Raw genomic sequence first — 18,415 nt, forward strand, 5'->3', positions numbered from 1 at the left:
GGCAGCACGGACGCCGAGCCACTCCAGCCCACGCGCTTTGTACAAGTAACGCGCTCGCCTGGGTTGCGCACACTGGTCTACCGCGCCCCGCGGTTGGCGCGGCCACTGAGGAAGGTCCCATCCGCAGGTCCTTGTCCCGCATATGGCCGGCCCCTTCGCCGTTCAGCACCGAGGCGAGCAAGACTCAAGTCTTGGGGTTGCCGTCCGGGCGGATTCCCGAATAGGTACGGCTTTTGACCATCACTCACCGCCCGAACACGACTGCCACCAGTAAGCCAGCGGCAATGAAGGCTAAGAGGCCCCAGACCAATACTCGCGCTGTCCAGTCGATCACCTTGGCGGCAGCCGTCGGCGGCCTCTGTGAAGCCGGCGAGGGCCCGGACATGGGTGTTCCGTCCGGGTAGTGCTCGCGCAGCAGCTTGGAGCCCACGGGGCTTTCCACAGCGATCAGTTCGCGGTTGCCACATGATCGGCACGCCGGCTTCTTCTTGGACCGGCGCCAGATTGAATAGATCAGCCCTGGAACCAGCCAAGCAAGCCAAAGCACGAACTCGATCCACCCGTTGCCCGGCAAATTGTGGCTGCCGTCGTGCAACGTGCCGCATTGTTTGCAGATCATCGTTTGCTCTCCCTTTGTCCCTCGACGCTATCCCGCCAACGCGGCGCCGGCAATACCCCGTATGGATTCAAGTTTTGAAATTCGAAAAACTCTCGACGGTCGGGCCTCTTCGCCCCCGCGCGGCCCCCGATCACCCAGGGGCCCCCGGCTACCTGGCGCTCGCGATAAATAGCGCAGCGCTGCAGTAAATAGCCCGAGCTGGGGCTATGGCCAGCGCGCAGCACAGCGCATCGATGGCCACAGGTCGGCGAGCTGCGCGCATAGGTGCGAGCTGCAGCGCTGGGCCCATGCCCATGCCCTCGCACCAGCACCATCATCATCAGCATCAGCATCAGCATCAGCATCAGCATCAGCAGCAGCAGCAGCAGCAGCAGCAGCAGCAGCGACGGTAGCAGCAGCAGCAGCAGCAGCAGCAGCGACGGTAGCCCGACTGCTGCGTTGTGACGAAGTCGGCATAGGGGTTACCTCCAGCAGCCGCAATAGCATCACGCACTAGGCCCCGCAGCGCCATCGTCAGAACCGGATTGACGGGGCCAAGCGCCGAGGCTAGCCTGCGTGCGTTCCTGCTCATCAGGAACCGGGATTGACGTCCCGACTCACAGGCGTAGATGGATGCCGCCCCTCAGTTGCAGGCCTGCGGCTTTTGTCTTCTGCTCAGCATGGTGCCGCTCAATGGCGGGCCGTGTGGTGGGGCTCGCGAGGGCCCGCCGGTCCTGTGTCCGGCACGTCAACACTGCCCGGCCCGCCGCCCCCTATTGACGTGGAGGGCGGAGGGTTCAGACCTTGCCTCACAGGAGCCACGCCATGGCCAACTATCCCGCAGTTCTCTCCCTTGCCGCCGACGAGTTGTGCCGCCCGCTCTCCGGGGAATCTCTCCCAGGCGAGTCCGCCGAATCGCTGCAGGCCCGGCGGAATTGGTCCCACCACATCGCGCATGTCCTCGCGGCTGCCCTTCCTGATGAGCGGGCCGACGCATTCCTGCGCGATTGCGGCATCGCTGCCTGAAGCGGGACGGGGCTCAGCGTGTTCCGTGGCCTATAGATGGGCCGCGTTTCACCCTGAACCGGCTTGTGGCTCGCCCTGCGGCGCGCAGCCTGCCGGGCGAGGATCTGGCGGTTCTTGTGCGGCCTAGGGCTGAGGCAGTTCGGGCAACGCGACGGGCGGACGACGCCGGCCGCGTTTCGGCGGTACAGGGAAAGCTACAGCCAGAGGGGCGGCCGGTACCGCGCGCTCGGCCCTTCGCCTAGCCGCTTGCTCAAGCGCCATTTCGTTGAGCCGCTGAATCGTTGCGCCGATCGGGAACACCCAGCTGCGTCCGAACTTCAAGCCGGGCAGTTCGCCGCTGAGCGCCCGCTGCGCGATTGTCAATTCGTCGCAGCCAAACACCTCTGCGAGTTGGCTGGCGCTAAAGACTAGGGTCTCCATGTCGCCAGTCTATAAACACGCTGGCTGCGCCGCTTGCCGGTATTTCCGAATAGCGTCGAATCTGTCGTAAATTTACCCACGGCAAGGCGAAATAGCGCACTTCGTTTTAACGAAGCTGTCCGGCCACAGAGGCTCAAAGCAGCCGCCGACCCATCCGACCTTTGTCGATCCTTGATTTTCTACCTTTCTACACTGCACTCGCCCACGGCTGCTCAGCCGCTATTTATCGCCCTATTTTGTCTATCTCTCTTTTTAGAAAAGATAGGTCGGAAAGGTCGGGCATAGGAGAGGACTAGGGTCGGAGATTGGTCGCGGATCGGTCGGTACAGGTCGGCGCAATTCCGCTATCCCTTGCTTTGAACCCAGGGCCTGCCTGTCATGCCGAACAGCCGGCCGTCCTTGCGTGTGTAGCCAAGCGAGCGAATAACGGCAGCGAGTCGGTTCCGGTCAGGCTTTGAGGCATGCGCAACAGAAAGCACGCCGGCACCCATGCCAACAGCCTCAGACGTAACTGGTCCCGGGTTCTTCGCCAGGAATGCCTCGACAGGCCCGGTCCAGGGGTCTAGTTCCTTGAACTTGTGGTGTTCATCCCGGGCAAGATCCTGGGCCTGCTGCCACTCGACGCCGTTGGCTTGGAAGCGCACGATCCCCTCGGCCCACAGCTGCTCGCAGTCACGCATGATTGCGTCGATATCGAGCGCCCCTACTTCAATCGGCAGCCAGCGCCGCTCCCCAGTCGGGTCATCGAGGAATTCTTGTTCGTTCGTCGTGCCAATGAATAGGCAGCGGCGGGGCAACCGGGCGGTGTCCTCCAGATACTTCGGAACAAACTCGTCCACCGCCCGCGCAACGAAGGACTTCAGGGCTCGCTGATCCTTGCCTCGCATCCCGCGCAGCTCCGGCATTTCCAGCAGAAGTTTGCCGCGAAGCTGTCGGATCAGGTCGACCTCGTCCCGCTCGAAATCTAGTTCGCCGAAGTGGTCGGGGCTTGGCGCCATGCTCATGACGGCGGTGCTCTTCCCGACGCCTTGCCCTCCCACAAGGATGGGCGCCATGTCGGCCTTGACGCCTGGGTGCATCAGCCGCCCGGCTAGTGCCGTCCAACAGTACGCGCCGACGGCCCGCGCATAGGGCGTGTCCGCCGCGCCCCAATATTTGACCGCGAAGGTATCGATGCGCGGCACGCGGTCCCAGCTCAGGCGGTTGCCCCAGTCGATGGCGGAATCGTGGGCGAACTCGCGAGCGCGGCGCGCCAAGGCGTCATGCATCGTCGCCTCCGCAATAGGCTTGAAGCCGCGAATCTGGAGGTATTCCCGCAGCTCGATGCTATCTTCGGGTTCCAGAACACGAGGCGCCGTGGGACTGACATTCGGCAAGATGCGAGCATGTTGGCTGTCGGCGGCGAGCCACACCAGTTTGCGTCCAGTGAACTTGTCCAGGCCCACGATCAGGCCCACCTCGTTAAGCGCCATTCGCACCCACTGCAACGCCGCACCGCCTCCGGCGAGTTGTGCCACGCTGAGGGTCAGCGCGGATACATCTGAAGCAGCAACGGGGCCGCCAGGGGCCGCCGGCACACCGGCAGGCCCTGGGGTGGCGGGAGCGGCCGGCGCGAGCGCCTGGGGGTCGCGATAGACCTCCCGGCATTGCTCGCAGGCGCCGGTGATCGTCCACTCGACCAGATACTGGTCGCGCTGGTCCCATTTGTCGCGCACCAGGGCGCTGCGGCGCATCAGCCGCTCAATGCGGGCCACGTCGCAGCCGGTCCAGAACGCCAGATGCTGGGCCAGGGCCATGTCGGCGCTGCTGGCGTCGTAGGCGCTGTTGCCGGTTTTGTCGGGGTAGGTTCTCGCCAGCGCGTCGACCGCGCCGTTCCAGAGGTCGGCGAACGTGGCCTTGCCGCCGAACACCGAGGCGTTGGAGCGCGAGGCCATCGCCCGGCGCACGAGCTCGTCGTCATCGGTCGGGCCCACCCAGTCAGCGCGCGGGCCTTCGTCCGGCACCTCGGCGCTGGCGGCTTTGGGCGGGAACAGCTTGGCGGCCACATCGGCGATGCCGGGGGCGCCGGGCACGATCTGGCCGACCGCGCGCGCCGTGTCGCCCAGCAGGATGAAGCGCTTGGAATCGTAGAGTTCCACGCCCAGCGCTATGTTTTTGCTCGAGTGAGGCGGCACTGGGCCTTGACCCCAGATGTGCAGGCCACGACCCGACTGCGAGGTTTCAACCGCCGTCCCAGGCAGCGCAGCACACAGCTGCTGCGACAGCTGGGACCATTTGTCGTCGGGTTGCAAAGCGCCGTCGATGTCCAGACACCAGAAGGGGTCGGCGGCGGTCAGCACGAAGCCGACGCCATAGGCAGAACCCCATGCGCGGGCTGCAGCGTCGGCTTCCGCCCAGGGCTGCCAATTGCGCGGATCGTGCGCGTTCACGCCGACCCGCCCGAGCGGCGACACGGGGATTTTTCCGTCGCGTTTGACCAGGATGAACTGGGGCAGGGCGGCCAGGGGCGCCAGCGGTCCGAGCGTATCTGTGATGCTCATTACATGGCCCTCCCCATGTCGTCTTCGAGACGCCTGAAAAGATCCGCCAGCTTGTCGGCGTCCGATGCAGTCGCGGTGTCGATCGAAGTGCGGCGATTGCCCAGGTTCACATTCACCGTGTACGAGGTGCTGCTGGCCGCAGGCGAGGCAGTGGGGTTAGTCGACTTCTTCGGCACCAGGCCGGCACCGGAAGCCGCGCTTTCCAGCTGCTCGACGATGGCGCGCAGGCGGTTGACCCAGGCCGAGTCGTCGCGCCGACCCTCCAGCGACACGGAGCCGGGTGCGCCGAGCCGCGCGTTGGCCTGGGCCACTTCCAGCGCCTTGCGCGCGCCGGCCAGATCCTCGGCCGTCAGCTGACCCAGCTGGGCCCGGCGCTGCAGGTCGAACACGTAGGACGCATCTACAGCGCCGCCCAGCTGCTGGCGCGGCTGCAGGCCGGCGTTGAACGAGCCCATGCCCGAGCCGTCGATCTCGCCGGCCGTGGCGCTATTCCCCGGCCCCGGGGCACCTTTGACTCGGGTGCCTCCGTTCGCGTTGGCGCCGCCGCCCCCACCGGAGTTACCGACAGCCAGGCGCTGGCGCAGCGCTTCGGTTTCGGCCTGCTTGACCTTCACGACAGCGCCATTTGCCTTGGCCTCGGCCTCCATAGCTTCAGCAATCTTGATGCGCAATAGCAGTTCGCGCTCTTTCTCGGGGGGCAGGTTTTGCGTATCGCGCAGCTCGGCCTCTGCAGCCTCTTTGCGCAGGCGGGCCTCTTCCACCTTCTGAGTCGCACGGTCCTTGGAAAGCAATATCTCCAGTTCCTTCTGTTTCATGACCTCGCGCGACGCCGTCAGCTCGTCGCCTCGGGCCGAGGCCAGAATCTCAGACGCCCTCGACTCGTCCAGCTGGGCCTGGATACCGGCACGTCTTATCTGGTGGTCCAGCTTCTGGATCTGAATCGAGTGCTCGACGGCGCGCGCCGTGTCGGACACAGCGTCCTTCAACAAGCCCTGCGCGCGGGCCAGTGCTTCGGTGGCCAGGCGCACGTCGTCCTTCGTGGCCTTGTCGCGACCGAACGCTCGGATCATGGCGTCCAGTTCGAGCTGGGCCTGTTGCACGGCCGCGCGGTATTCGACTAGGCGACCGGAGTTGTCGCGCAGAGACAGCGCCTGGACGTCCAGCGCTGCGGCGTGGACGCGCGCGGCGTCGGCCTGCTGGCGCGTCTTCTCGGCGTCGGCTTCCTTGCCGGCAAGGTCCTGCTTCAGGTCAGCAAGACGTTTCTTGGTGGCCTCGTCCAGCCGGTTCTCGGCCGTAGCTCGGGCCTCCAGCGCCTCGATGCTGGAGCGCAGCACGGTGGCGACACGGGCGTCCGTGTCGGCCTGGGCCTGCAGCGCGTCAGCGTAGCGGTCGGCGGCGGCGCTCGCGGCGTCTTTGGCAGCTTTCTCGTCGCCGCTGATCGCGATGATCTCTGCGGCAGCAGCGGCCTCGGTTTTCTTGGCCTCGGTCAGCTTGCCGGCGACGGTGGCGGCCTTCTCCGCGGCGCTCAGCTGCTGGCCCATGGCCACGGACAGCTTGACCCACGAGTCGCCCGATTCCGCTGCGGCGGTACCGGCGGCAGTTGTGCCGGCGGCGGCAGCGTCGGAGGCTTGCGCCACGGCAGCGACGCGGTCCGCCAGGGTGGTGACGGCTGGCGTCGCGCCGGCTGCGGCGGTACCGGAGTCCCCGATGCGGCTGGCGAGGTTGGCCAGCTTGGCGGTGGACTCTTGCTCGATGCGGGCGAGCTCGTCGTTGAGCAGAGAGAAGTCGCGGTTGACGATTGCGGCCACGGTCGCGCCGATCTGGCGACCGGTGACGGTGAACGACTCGCCAATGAGCGCAGCTCCGAACGCCACCCGCTGCACCGCGCCTGAAAGCACGTCCAGCACGAAGGCAGCGCCCTGACCGAACGCGCCGCCGGTCAGGATCGTGGACGCCTCCAAGACGACGTTCTTCAGGCGGTTGAACTCGGCGACCAGACCGGTGACGCCCTGCCCGTCCTTGGGTGCCAGCTGCACCAGCGCGTCGGCCAGGGCCGGCAGCGCGTCACTGGCCAGCAGGTTGCCCGACTCGACCAGCTTGCCCAGTTCCTGCTCGGTCAGGCCCAGGCCCTTGGCCATGAGCGCCAGCGCGCCGGGCAGCGCGTCGCCCAGCTGGCCGCGCAGCTCTTCCATCTGCACGGTGCCCTTGCTGGCCATCTGGCCCAGGGCGCCCAGGATGCGAGTCGTCTGGTCCGAGGACAGGCCCAGGTTGCCGGCCGCCAGCGCAGTGTTCTCGAACACGCGGTTGACGGTGGCCAGCGGCACGCCGGAATTGACGGCTGCGGCGGCGAACTTGGAATAGCTGTCGCCGACCTGGCTGAACGCCTGGCCCGAGCGCTGCGCAACTCCCCGTAGGAATTCGATCTCGCGCGCGGCCGCTGATGAGCTACCCAGAACCGTAGTCAGCACCCGGTTCATGCGCTCCAGCTCAATCGTGGCGTCGATCACCGGCTTGACGGCCACGCCCACGGTGGCGATGGCTGCGCCCAGCGCGCCGAAGCGGTTGATCAGATCGCCGACGCTGCTCGAGATCCGCTCGAACGCGCCGGGCAGCGACGGGATCGTGGCGGCCTCGCGCTTGAGCTGGGCCAGTCGGACCTGCGCGCTGCTGGTGGCGCGCGCCAGGTCATCGGCGCCGATTGCGCCGGCGCGGTACTGGCGCTGCAGCAGGCCCAGGGACTCGCCCAGGCGGAACACTTCGTCGTCGATGGACTTCAGCGAGCGCACGCCGGTCTGGCCGAACGCATCGCGCAGTGCGTCCTCAGCGCGTTTGGCGGCAGCGGCCAGGTCGATCAGCTCTTGCTGAGCGCGCTGCTCGGCGGCGGCCAGCTGGTCGAAGGACTCAGCCCAGAAACGCACGCGGTCGGCGTTCCCGCTGGCGGCCAGCGCGGCTTCATTGGCTTTCGTCGCAGCCGCAGCCGTGGCGTTGAGCGCAGCCGCACCCTCGCGCTCCGCGGCGATCTGCTGCTCGGCCCAGACCACGCCCTCGCGCTTGGCACGGTTGTAACTCTCGCTGGCCTGCTCTGCCTCGCGGATCGCGGCCAGTTCTGCGGCCAGGGCCTGCCGGCCACGCTCCAATTGCTCAGCCTTGCCCTGGGCCAGCTGAATCGCTTCGCGGTCAGCTTCGGACTGTGCGCGGATCGCGGCGGTGCGCTGGTCGGCCACGCTGCCCACCAGCTGCTGCTGGACCTGAAGCAGGCGCTGCTCGGCCGCTGCCACGTCGCTGATGTCAGCACCCAGGGACTCGGCTGCGGCGCCGGCCTGCTGCATGGCGCTGCGGTGTTCCTGCAGCGAGGCGGCAGCGTCGGATGCGGCACGCGCGGCGCGGTTGTAGCTCTTCTCCAGCGCCGTCTCGGCGGTCTCGGCCGCTCTGACCGCATCGTTCGAGTCGTTGAGTGCTTGGCGCTTCTGGTACAGCGCGTCCTTCGCGGCCACGATGCCGTTCTTGAAGGCTTGCGACTGGCTGATGTAGCTGGCCTGCTCGCGCTCGGCGCGGGTGTATTGGGCGTTCAGCTGTTCCAGGCCGAGCCGCTGGCCCTGCAGCGCGTCCTGCGCGGCGCGGTATTCGGTCTTGGCCCGGGCCTGCGCTTCGGTGGCCTGCTGCACAGCGCTGCGCTGGGCGTCGAGCTTGGTGCGCAGTTCTTCTGCGGCTGCAGCGGCGGTGCGCTGGCTGGCGCCAAGGTCTTCGACCTCAGCCGATAGTTGCTTGAAGGTCTGGAGCTGGCCGGCCTGGGCCGCGAGACGGTCCAGTTCGTTGGCGAGTTGCTGGTAGGCGGGCGCGGCATCCCCGCCGCGCTTGGCGAGCGTGAGGACTTCCCGCGACAGCGAGCGCAGTGCCTCTTCGCCGGTCGTCTTGATGCCGACGCCAAGCGTTACGTCGCGTGTGGTCTTCTGATTCATGGAATTGCTCCCGATGCATTGGGGTGCGCGACGGGCTCGCAGAAGGGCGAGCGAGGCCATCCGCCGGCACAGATAGCGCCAGCGTGTCGCGACTTAGGTTCGGTGGTGCGGTTTCAGCCGCGAGGAATTCGGCCTAGAGCGAACCAGCGCATATCCGTAGGCTTCGCGCGCGCCGGTAGAGGAACACGGGCACGGACGATCAGCTGCTCGCGAACGATGGGCACATGATCCACCTCGCGCCCTGCAACGCGCTCGATGAACCGATGCAGTTCGTCGTAAGTGGCTGGCACCGGCAGTTTGTTGGCTTTGCAGGCCTCGCGGATGGCCCACAACGGCCCGCCCTCGCGCAGGCTCAAGCAGAGTCGCTGGCGCAAGTCGGGATCGCGGGCGACGCGAGGGCCGCAGACCGTGCAAAGAGCAGCCGTATGCGGTCCAGTCGATAGCCCGCCTGACGGCATCGGAACCCCGCAGACGTCACAGAAGCAGAGTGCTTTCCCGCGCGCGAGATTGCCCGTATAGTTGGACTGTTCGTTGGATTTACCTGAGCCTCCACGCCGCTGCAACGGCTGGGGGCTCGCTACTTTCAGGCGGCGCCTTTTCATTTGGCCTCCTGCGTTTGCTGGCGTTCCAAGTATTCCTGGACGACAGACACGGGCCAGCGCGAGCACCGGCTCGAATATCGAAGGGGCTGGGGGAAAACTCCCGCCGCGACTGCTGCATAGAGCTTGCTCTTTGACCACGCTAATGTCGCGCAGATCGTTTTCGCATCTACTTGAACGTGCTGCGCCAACGAATCCGGTATGGTCACTTTCTGCGCGGCGCGGGGTCGGGCGCTGCGGGGGGGCCAGAGCGCTTCTATCACTCGGGTGCGTATCTGCGGTGCGGATTTCATGGGAGTTAGCCGTAGCGGTGAGGACAAGTAAATGTGACCCGCCCCCTCCTGAATGTCACACCACCGCGTTTCGTTTTATTTCTGCCTGCCGCCCTAACCGGACCGTCAAATCGAGCTCGAACGCTGCGGGCAATTGAGCGCGCAGCGTCGGACTGGGTAGCTACCCCGGCGCGTTTCGTTTTTCCGCGATTTCTACGGGCAATCGCGCCCGCTTCCACCCATGGGCGAGTGCCCGCGCGTCCCTATGCAGCCTTGATCTGCACAACATTAGCGCCTATCCGCAGCCTGTCCAGGTAGTCGGCCCAGGTCTGCATCAGCTCGCAGCGCTTCACCATGTATTCGGCCCGGTCATAGGCGCCACCCAGCGGACCGGCCTTGCCGTGCGCCAGTTGGGCCTCGATCACATCGGGGTCAATGCCGGCGATGTTCTCCACCATGATGGTGCGGGCCATGGCCCGGAAGCCGTGGGCGGTCATGTCGTCGCCGCTATAGCCCATGCCGCGCAGGGCGGCATTCACGGTGTTCTCGCTCATGGGCTTCTCGCCCGTGCGGATGCTGGGGAACACGTAGCGGCCATGACCGGTCAGCGGCTGCAGATCCCGAAGGGCCTCGACCGCCTGCCGGGCAAGCGGCACCAGATGAGGCCGACCATTGAGCTTGCCGCCCTTGGTGCGCTTCATGGCCTCGGCCGGGATCGTCAGCATGCAGCCGTCCAGATCGACCCAGGCCCATTCAAGCGCCCGGATGTTGCCAGGGCGCTGGAACAGCAGCGCCGACAGCAGCAACGCGGCCCGCGTGGCCGGCATGCCCTGATAGCTGGCAATGCCGCGCAGCAGCTCGCCGGCCCTGGCCGGGCTCAGCACAGCCGCCATGTGCTTGACGGTGTGGCGCTTGAATGCGTCCGTCAGCTCCCGCGCCGGGTTGCTTTCGCATTTGCCCGTCTGGATGCCGTACTTGAATACCTGGCTGGAGAAGCCGCGTAGGTCGCTGACCATCTGCAGCGCCCCTCGGGCCTCCACCTTGCGCAGCGTGGCCAGCAGCACGGGCGCCGTCACATCCCGCAGCGGCAGCGACCCCAACCACGGGAAAAGGTCTTTCTCGCAGCACCGCAGCCACTGGTTTGCGTGGGCGTCACTCCAGCCGCCTGCTTTGGCCTGGTGGAACTCGCGGGCCACACCCTCGAACGTGAGCGCGGCCGAGGCTTGCTCGGTGACTTTGGCAATCAGGCGTTTCTGTATCGGGTCGGCACCGGTCTGGTGGACACGCCGGGCCTCATCCCTGGCCAGCCGCGCCGCCTTCAGCGTCATCTCGACCTTGGCACTGCCTGGCTTGGTGTAGTGCCCCAGGGCCATGACGCGCAGCTTGTCGGCAGTACGGTACTTCCAGAACCAGCGCTTGGCGCCGTTCGGTGTGACTTCGAGGTACAGCCCCCCGGAGTCGACTTTGCGAACGCGGCGCTTATCTGCAGGGCAAGAGGCATTGCGGCAGTCGGCGTCGGTCAGCATGACTTCTCCCGGGGTCAGGGTTTATTTGTGGGGGTAATCTGACCTTGGTGTAGGGGTAGCTTGATTTGCCCCCACTTCTACCCCCACAAATCCGCTGGATCCAAAAGGAGCCAACAGGAGTCATGCGGATCAAGAATGATCGCAACTCATTGATTTGCAACGAAGAACGAGAGTCAATAGGTGCCACACGGAGTCGTGTGGAGTCTGAATTGGTCCCTCCGGCGGGAATCGAACCCACATTTGCCGCTTAGGAGGCGGCCGTTCTATCCATTGAACTACGGAGAGCTATTGCCCCGGAGCCCGGAGCGGCGCGAATTGTCGCATGAGCAGTGGATGCTGCCGCACAGGCAACGCGCCCGACCTACTCCCACTTCCACTGCCAGATCAGGTCCACCGCGCTCTCCTCGCCGGCCTGGGCGCGCAAGGTGAATCGGCGTGCGATGCGGTAGATCAGTTGCCAGCTGCCGGTGGTGGCGTTGAGGCCACGCTCGTAGCCCAGATACCAGCGGCGCGAGATGTTCTTGCCCAGGCGCACGATGGTGCCGCGCGAGTCGTCTTCGCCCTGGCTCAGCGACAGCTCGTCCAGCCCCAGATTCTTGATCAGCTTGCCCGAGGTGCTCTCGCCCTCGCCGCTAAGCAAGGCCAGCGCGGCGCGCTGCAGCAGAGCTGTGTCGGTGCGGCCCAGGCCGTCGGGCGCACGACCCAGCAGCAGCCACGAGAGCTTGTCTGTGTCACCCATATCGGGCTCCGAGAACAGCTTGATGCGCGGGTTCAGCGCCGTGCCAGTCAGCGTCACGCCGACCCGAATATCGGTGTTCGGGCGCACCGCCAGCACGTTCAGGCGCGGGTTGTCGACCACGCCAGCGAAAGTGATTTCGCCGCGCTCGATGTCCAGACGCTGGCCATAAGCGTCATAGGTGCCGCCAAACGTGCGCAGTACACCGGTCAACGTCGGCCCCGCTCCCTGGTGCACCAGCTTCAACTCGCCGCGCAAGCGGGTGTCCAGGCCACGCCCCTTGATGCGCAACTGCCGCCCCAGATCCAGCGCGAGCTGCACATCGATCTTTGGTGCCCGGCCGCTGGCGCGCGCACGACCGGCCTCGGCCACGGCACGGTCGGGGCGCAGTACCTGCACATCGTCATCCAGGCTGGGGGCATCGCCGCGACTGAAGTCGAACAGTCCCTCGTCGACGTTGAAGCGCCCATCGAGGCTGAAGGCTTCGCGATTGATCTTCAGGCTGGCTTGGCCGCTGGCGCTCAGGCGCCGGTCGACCCGGCTCAGCGCGGCGAAGCGTTCAGCCGTCATGCTCAGCGTGAGCTCGGGCTTGTCGCCGAGCAGGGCGCGGCCCTGGGCGCTGAGCTTGCCGTCGCCGCCGCGGGCGCTCAGGCGTTCCAGGGTGGCGGTGCTGCCGTCGAGCCTCAGGGCGAACTCGCCGTCGCGCACATCGACGCCCAGCAGCGGGTTGCGCAGCGCAATCTGCGCGCCATTGGCCTGGCCGATGATCTCCGGGGCGCCTACCTTGCCGGCTAACTGGACTCCGGCGTTGAAGCTGCCACCCAGACGCCAGCCCGTCGGCACCCAGCTGCCCCAGGTGCTCAGATTCTCGACATTGGCCTGCAGCACGCCCTCCAGCGGGGCATCCGGCGCCGGCCACAGGGCTTGCGGCGAGGTGCGACTGGTGATGGCACCGCCCAGTACGCCCAGATTGCTGCCCGCCACCGCCTGGGTGAAGTGCCAGACACCGCCGCTGGCCAACAGGCCCAGGCGCAGCTCGCTCAGACCCAGGGCCTGGACACCGGCTTCGTCAGTCACGGTCAGGTCGCCGCCGGCGCGGCTGAGCGCGATGTCGACCTCCACCTGCGGCGCGCTGCGCACCCGCGCCCGTCCGCCCATCACCAGCTTGCCGCCCCAGCCGAAATCGGGCTGCCAACGCGCCAGCAGCGGCGCCACCGCCAGTGGCTCTAGTTCGAGCTCGGCGCTCAGCTGCGGCTGACCGTTGGTGTCGCGGGCAGCCAGCCATTGAATCTGGCTCCAGCGCAGCCCGGCACCGGCCAGCTCGATGCGGCCCGGTGCCAGATCGGCCTGTTGCAGCGTGATCGATGTGCCCAGTTGCAGGCTTAACTTGACATCGCGCGCGGAGACCCAGTCGGGCTGCTCGCTGCGGGTGGGCCGCAGCAGTAGCCGGCTGGCCTGGACCTGCCAGTTGACCGGGTCTCTGGCCTGCTGCCAGGCCAGCCAGGGCGAGGCCGAGAGCTGGCCGTTCAGCGCTAGCAGCAGGCTGCCGCTGAGGCCGGCGGGGTCGGCGACGGAGGCGGCCCAGGCAGGAGTCGGCGTGTATCCCAGACCATCGAGCTTGAGCTGATGGCGGGCCCAGCTGCCCTGCAGATCGAGCTGAGCCTGGCTGATCAGACTGCCGTTGAGGCTCAGCTGCTTGAGCTGAGCCTGCGCGCGCAGCGGGGCGTCGAGGCGGCTGTCGAGCTGCCAGTCCAGTGTGGCGCCGTCTAGGCGCAGGCTGTCCAGCCCGGGCAGATTCTTCAGCTGTAGCGCTTTGACATCGAGCCGGCCGCTGGTGTTGCCGCCGCCGTCCTTGCCGCTGATCGCCAGTGTTCCCTGGAGGCCTCCGTTGAGCTGGGCCTGCGGGGCCCACAGCGTCAGCAAGGGTGTCAGCACCGCGAGTTTCGGTGCCGCAATCTCGGCGCGGCCCTGAGGTGCGGTGCCGCCCTGGGCGCTCAGGCGAAGTCGGTTGTCGGCGCTGCCGAGTTCCAGCTGCAGCTCGGGCTTGGCCTTGCCGCTGGCTTGATAGTTGATCTGGCCGTCCAGGCCCACACCCGCCAGCAGGCTGGGCTGGAGCTGCAGCGTGGCGGTGCCGAGCGGCCAGGCATCGGGGCCCTGGCGCAGCTCGGCTTGCAGCGTGGCATCCAGGCTGTGCTGGCCCTTGGCCCAGCCCGAGCCGGCCTCACCGGCCCACAGCAGCCGGGGATCGAAGTCCTTGGCGCCGGCGCTGAGTTTGGCGCTCCAGCCCTGCGCACCGCTGGCAGGCAAGACCTGGCCCTTGAGATCCAGGCGCGAGGCCCCCGACTGCAGCAGTGCCTGCTGCAGCTCGATCTGGCGGCCGTCGCTGTTCGCACGCAGTTGCAGCTCGACCGGCCGGCTCAGCTTGGCGGTTTGCTGCCAGTCGCCGTTGAGCCGCCCATCCAGGTCCAGGCGGGGCAGCTTGCCAAGTTGGCCCTTCAGGTCGACGCGCCCGCTCAGCCGCAGCGCCGGCAGCCGGGCATCGAGGCCGGCGCTGCGCAGTTCGCTGACACGGGCCTGCAGCTGCAGGCCCGTGCCTTGGGCACTGAGGCGGCCGGCCGGCGCGCCGGCGCTGCCCAATTGCGCCTCCAGCACATCGACCTTCAGACTGCTGAGGTCCTGCAAGCTCTGCAGATGATCGGGGCGGGCCTGCAGGTCGAGCTTGAGGCTGTGCACCGGCAGGCGCTGCTGATCCCAGCGGCCGGCCGCCGCATTGCGCAGCTCGGCAAGAAGATGGGCCGGCTGGTCCCAAGCGCTGGCCTTGAGCCGCGCATGACCGCTCAGCGCGGTGCTCGGCAGGCCGCTATGTAGCGCGGCGAGGTCGAATTTGTCAGCATTGAGCTCGGCGGCGTGCAGCGGCCAGCGCGCGAACGGGCGCAGCGCGGCCTTCAGCTTCAGCGCCTGGCCTGCGGTCTCGGCGCTGGCCTGAAGCGCCGGTGCGTCCAGTGGACCTGTGAGCGAGGCCTGGGCCTGCCATCGCTCGCCCGAGCGCAGCAGGGCCTGCAAGTCGACCTTCATCGCACCGGTGGTCTGCACCTGGGCCTGGCCACTGAGCGAGAGCTTGTCCCAGGCCAGGTTCTGCAGCGCGATACGGTGGCGCAGTCCCTCCTGTTCGGCGAGCCAGACCCCGGCGCGCAGATCGCGCAGCGGCTGCGCACCCAACGCCGGCGCGTGCACTTCGTCTACACGCAGATCGGTAATCTGCACCGCCAGCGGTAGGGCCAGGTCTTGCGGCGCGGCGCAGGGCTCGGTCGAGGCCGGGCTGTCCGACCAGCCCAGCGTCAGACGCCTTGCCTGCAGGCTCTTGATCTCGAGCCGTCCCCACAGCAGCGGCGTGCGCTCCCAGGCCAGGCTCAGGCCCTGCCAGCGCAGATCCTGCATGTCGATGCTGAAGCCGGGGCTCTGGTAGCGCAGCCGGCGCGCCGAAAAGTCTCCCAGCAGCGGACCTTGCGGCGCCTCAACCTGCAGGCCCGGTACCTGTTGCAAGAGCCAAACAGTGCCGGGCTCGGTCTTCAGGCCCCAATACAGGGCCAGCGCACCCGCAGCGGCCAGGCCGGGCAGAGCTAGGCTGGCCGCCAGCAGCAGGCGGCTGCGCTTTTTGCGCGGCGCCACCTCAGGGGCCGGCTGCGGGGTCGGCACTTCGCTCATAGCGCGATCCCGACGCTGAAGTGCAACCGCCATTTGCGCAGCTCATGGCCTCTGGCGATGTCGATGCGCAGCGGCCCGACGGGGCTGCGCCAGCGCACGCCGACGCCATAGCCCAGGGCCGGTTTGAGGTCCCCCCAGCGGTCGGCGGCATTGCCGGCGTCGATGAACGCCGCGCCCCATAGGCTGGGCATGGCTTCGCTGATCGGGCGGGCGATCTCGGCGCTGGCCGCGAACAGCATCCGGCCGCCCACGCTTTGCTCGCCTTCGGTGGGGCCAAGGCTTCGGTAGGGGTAGCCGCGCACCGAGTCGTCGCCGCCGGCGCGAAACAGCAGCTTGTCGGGCACGCCGACGTCTTGCTTGACGAAGACCTGGCCCAGTTCCAGCCGGGTGTTGGCATACCAGGTCTGGCTGCTGAATTTGAAGGGCCGGTACCACGCGGTCTTCAGATTGACCCGGCCGAAGTAGCCGTTGGCACCGATCGAGCTGTCGGCGCGACCCAGGCCCAGTTGCAGCGAGGCCGTGTGCCCTTCGGTCGGCAGCAGGTTGTTGTCGACCCGTCGGCGTGTCCATTGGCCGTTGATCGACAGCGCGCCGGTGCTGACACTCAGATCGTTGGCCCGCTCGTGGGCGCGCAGCAGCTCGATGTAGTAGAGCCGTTCGTCGCGGGTGGTCTCGCGCAGCCGGCCCAGCCGAGCCGTCAGGCTGGTCTTGATCTCGCCTTCGCTGCGGTCTTCCTCCAGCGCGACCGAGCCCAGATTGCGCTGCATATCGTTCTGCGGGTGGGAGGTCAGCTCCAGCGAGGCGGCGCGCAGATCACGGCCCAGATCGAGCTTGCTGAGGCTGCGCATGGGCAAGCCGAAGGGGATCAGGTGCAGATGTTCGAGCGTGACGCGCTGGCCGGTGTTGGCGTTGTAGCCGATGCCGGTGGTGGCCTGCTGGCGGGGCGCTTCGCGCAGGCGCACCAGCACCGGCGTGGCCTCGGCCTGTTCGGCCTCGGGTTCGATATCGACGCTGGCACCATCGAATAGCTGGGTCTGCAGCAGCCGCTCCTGGAAGTCCAGCAGGCCGCGCTCGCTGTAGGGCTGGCCTGGGGCAAAGCCGGCCAGGCGCCGCACGGTCTCTTCGTGCTGGTATTTGAGCCCCTCGATGCGCAGCTCGCCGAGCCGGAACAGCGGGCCGCTGTCGAGCTGCAGCTCCAGCTCGGCACTGTTGGTCTCGGCGTGCACGCGGGCTGCCGTGTGGGCCCATCTTGCCAGCGGGTAGCCGCCGGCGCGGGCGGTGGCCAGGGCCTCGGTCTTGCCTGAGGACCAGCGGCTTTGCAGGAAGTAGCGGCCCGGATCGAGATTCCAGTTCTCGCGCAGCTGGGCCCGCAGCCGCTCGGCCAGGGCCTGGGCGTCGTCGCCCTGGGGCTCTTGCAGCGCGCCGGCAAAGCTCAGATCGACCCGAGCCACCTCGGTGCGGGGGCCGGGCGTGACGCTCAGGCGCACGCGCTGAAGGCCGCGCTCGTCGAGCGGTAGGCGCTCGAAGCGGGCCTCGGCGTTGAAATAACCCTCGGTCTCCAGCAGCGAGCGGGCCTGCGCTGGTGCGGCGGCGGCCAGCCGGTCGAGCTCGATACGGCTGAGCCGCTCGTCCTCGCCGATGCGCTGAAAGCGAGCCAGATCCAGGTGCTCCTGCAATAGCGGGCGCAGCTCCTCGGGTGCCTCGATCTCGAGCTCATAGGCGACCTTCTGCGGGTCGGCCGCCGACGCGGCGGCCGGCTTGCTGCCATTGAACAAGCCGGTCAGGCTCGCACAGCCCGACAGCAGCAGACTCGCCAGCGCGATGCCTGTGCGCAGCGTGCCCGCCCTCATTTGCTCAGCAAACGCATGGCGCCTTCGAGCCCGGCCAGCGAGAGCGCAAACATGCGCTGATGCATGATTTGCTGGACGAGCGCGATGCTCTGGCGGTACTGCCAGACGCCTTGCGGCTCGGGGTTTATCCAGGCGTACTTCGGGAAGGCATGGGTGAGCCGCTGCAGCCATTCGGCGCCGGGCTCCTCGTTGTTGTATTCGACGCTGCCGCCAGCTTGCAAGATCTCGTAGGGGCTCATCGTCGCGTCGCCGATGAAGATCAGCTTGTAGTCCTTGTTGTACTTGCGAATGATGTCCCAGGTCGGGAATTTCTCGGCGAAGCGGCGGCGGTTGTTCTTCCAGACGAAGTCGTAGACGCAGTTGTGAAAGTAATAGAACTCCAGATGCTTGAACTCGGTCTTGGCGGCCGAGAACAGCTCCTCTACCCGGTGCACATGTTCGTCCATCGTGCCACCGACATCCATCAAGAGCAGCACCTTGACCTTGTTGTGGCGCTCCGGAATCATGCGGATGTCCAGCATGCCGGCATTGGCCGCGGTCTTGTGGATGGTGTCGTTCAGGTCCAGCTCAAGATCCGAGCCCTCGCGGGCGAAGCGACGCAGCCGCCGCAGCGCCACCTTGATATTGCGGGTGCCGAGCTCAAGGTTGTCGTCATAGTCCTTGTAGGCGCGCTGCTCCCAGACCTTGACCGCACTTTTTTGCCCGCCCTGGCCGCCGATGCGTATGCCTTGCGGGTTGTAGCCGCTGTTGCCGAAGGGGCTGGTGCCGCCCGTGCCTATCCAGCGATTGCCGCCCTCGTGGCGCTCCTTTTGCTCCTCGAAGCGTTTTTTGAGCGTCTCCATCAGCTCTTCCCAACCCATCTTCTCGATGGCGGCCTTTTGCTCGGGCGTCAGCTCCAGCTCCAGATGCTTGCGCAGCCACTCCAGCGGCACGTCCTTCGTAAAGTCGGTCAGCAGCTCGACGCCCTTGAAATAGGCGGCGAAGGCGCGGTCGAATTTGTCGAACTGTGCCTCGTCTTTGACCAGTGTGGTGCGGGCCAGGTAGTAGAAGTCGTCGATCGTGGGCACGCCATCAGCGCCGATCACACCAGCCCTCAAGCCTTCCAGCAGGGTCAGGAACTCCTTGACCGAGACCGGCAACTTGGCCGCGCGCAGGGTGTAGAAGAACTTGATCAGCATGGGCTC

9 protein-coding genes and 1 tRNA gene are annotated in these 18,415 nt (G+C 66.9%); 1 reads left to right on the forward strand and 9 read right to left on the reverse strand.

The genetic code is table 11. The features are described from left to right. Window positions 1–244: 244 nt before the first annotated feature. Window positions 245–619, reverse strand: a complete 375-nt coding sequence (locus tag OOZ63_RS18015; protein ID WP_266006975.1) for a hypothetical protein — start codon at window positions 617–619, stop codon at window positions 245–247. 804 nt (window positions 620–1,423) lie between these two features. On the opposite strand from OOZ63_RS18015, the gene OOZ63_RS18020 reads away from it, so the two are divergent. Then, complete coding sequence (locus OOZ63_RS18020) at window positions 1,424–1,624, forward strand: hypothetical protein (protein ID WP_266006976.1); 201 nt, start codon at window positions 1,424–1,426, stop codon at window positions 1,622–1,624. Between the two features lie 764 nt (window positions 1,625–2,388). Here the strand turns inward: OOZ63_RS18020 and OOZ63_RS18025 are convergent. The 8 genes from OOZ63_RS18025 to OOZ63_RS18060 form a co-directional block, all read right to left on the reverse strand. Continuing rightward, on the reverse strand, window positions 2,389–4,584 hold the full coding sequence (locus OOZ63_RS18025; protein ID WP_266006977.1) for a VapE domain-containing protein: 2,196 nt from the start codon (window positions 4,582–4,584) through the stop codon (window positions 2,389–2,391). Further along, complete coding sequence (locus OOZ63_RS18030) at window positions 4,584–8,543, reverse strand: tape measure protein (protein ID WP_266006978.1); 3,960 nt, start codon at window positions 8,541–8,543, stop codon at window positions 4,584–4,586. Before OOZ63_RS18030 ends, OOZ63_RS18025 begins: the two co-directional genes overlap by 1 nt. A 113-nt stretch (window positions 8,544–8,656) precedes the next feature. After that, window positions 8,657–8,899: a hypothetical protein gene (locus tag OOZ63_RS18035; protein ID WP_266006979.1), complete on the reverse strand. Its 243-nt coding sequence runs from the start codon at window positions 8,897–8,899 to the stop codon at window positions 8,657–8,659. Window positions 8,900–9,677: 778 nt separating this feature from the next. Continuing rightward, on the reverse strand, window positions 9,678–10,940 hold the full coding sequence (locus OOZ63_RS18040) for a tyrosine-type recombinase/integrase (RefSeq protein WP_266006980.1): 1,263 nt from the start codon (window positions 10,938–10,940) through the stop codon (window positions 9,678–9,680). Window positions 10,941–11,150: 210 nt separating this feature from the next. Beyond that, window positions 11,151–11,225, reverse strand: a tRNA-Arg gene (locus tag OOZ63_RS18045). A gap of 76 nt (window positions 11,226–11,301) precedes the next feature. Then, window positions 11,302–15,381 carry a translocation/assembly module TamB domain-containing protein gene (locus OOZ63_RS18050; protein WP_266006981.1) on the reverse strand — a complete coding sequence of 1,360 codons (4,080 nt, stop codon included), beginning with the start codon at window positions 15,379–15,381 and terminating at the stop codon, window positions 11,302–11,304. Then, window positions 15,378–17,231: an autotransporter assembly complex protein TamA gene (locus OOZ63_RS18055; RefSeq protein WP_266006982.1), complete on the reverse strand. Its 1,854-nt coding sequence runs from the start codon at window positions 17,229–17,231 to the stop codon at window positions 15,378–15,380. The genes OOZ63_RS18050 and OOZ63_RS18055 overlap by 4 nt, the downstream gene beginning before the upstream one ends. Continuing rightward, entirely contained in the window at window positions 17,228–18,409 is a 1,182-nt protein-coding gene (locus OOZ63_RS18060) for a vWA domain-containing protein (RefSeq protein ID WP_266006983.1), read from the reverse strand. Before OOZ63_RS18060 ends, OOZ63_RS18055 begins: the two co-directional genes overlap by 4 nt. Window positions 18,410–18,415 lie beyond the last annotated feature (6 nt).

The organism is Paucibacter sp. PLA-PC-4, from assembly GCF_026241155.1.
GTDB lineage: Bacteria > Pseudomonadota > Gammaproteobacteria > Burkholderiales > Burkholderiaceae_C > Roseateles_E.

What these genes read in the sequence shown, in the direction of transcription:
- OOZ63_RS18015 (WP_266006975.1), bottom strand. Translation starts at nt 619, where the DNA reads ATGATCTGCAAACAATGCGGCACGTTGCACGACGGCAGCCACAATTTG.
- OOZ63_RS18020 (WP_266006976.1), top strand. Translation starts at nt 1,424, where the DNA reads ATGGCCAACTATCCCGCAGTTCTCTCCCTTGCCGCCGACGAGTTGTGC.
- OOZ63_RS18025 (WP_266006977.1), bottom strand. Translation starts at nt 4,584, where the DNA reads ATGAGCATCACAGATACGCTCGGACCGCTGGCGCCCCTGGCCGCCCTG.
- OOZ63_RS18030 (WP_266006978.1), bottom strand. Translation starts at nt 8,543, where the DNA reads ATGAATCAGAAGACCACACGCGACGTAACGCTTGGCGTCGGCATCAAG.
- OOZ63_RS18040 (WP_266006980.1), bottom strand. Translation starts at nt 10,940, where the DNA reads ATGCTGACCGACGCCGACTGCCGCAATGCCTCTTGCCCTGCAGATAAG.
- OOZ63_RS18050 (WP_266006981.1), bottom strand. Translation starts at nt 15,381, where the DNA reads ATGAGCGAAGTGCCGACCCCGCAGCCGGCCCCTGAGGTGGCGCCGCGC.
- OOZ63_RS18055 (WP_266006982.1), bottom strand. Translation starts at nt 17,231, where the DNA reads ATGAGGGCGGGCACGCTGCGCACAGGCATCGCGCTGGCGAGTCTGCTG.
- OOZ63_RS18060 (WP_266006983.1), bottom strand. Translation starts at nt 18,409, where the DNA reads ATGCTGATCAAGTTCTTCTACACCCTGCGCGCGGCCAAGTTGCCGGTC.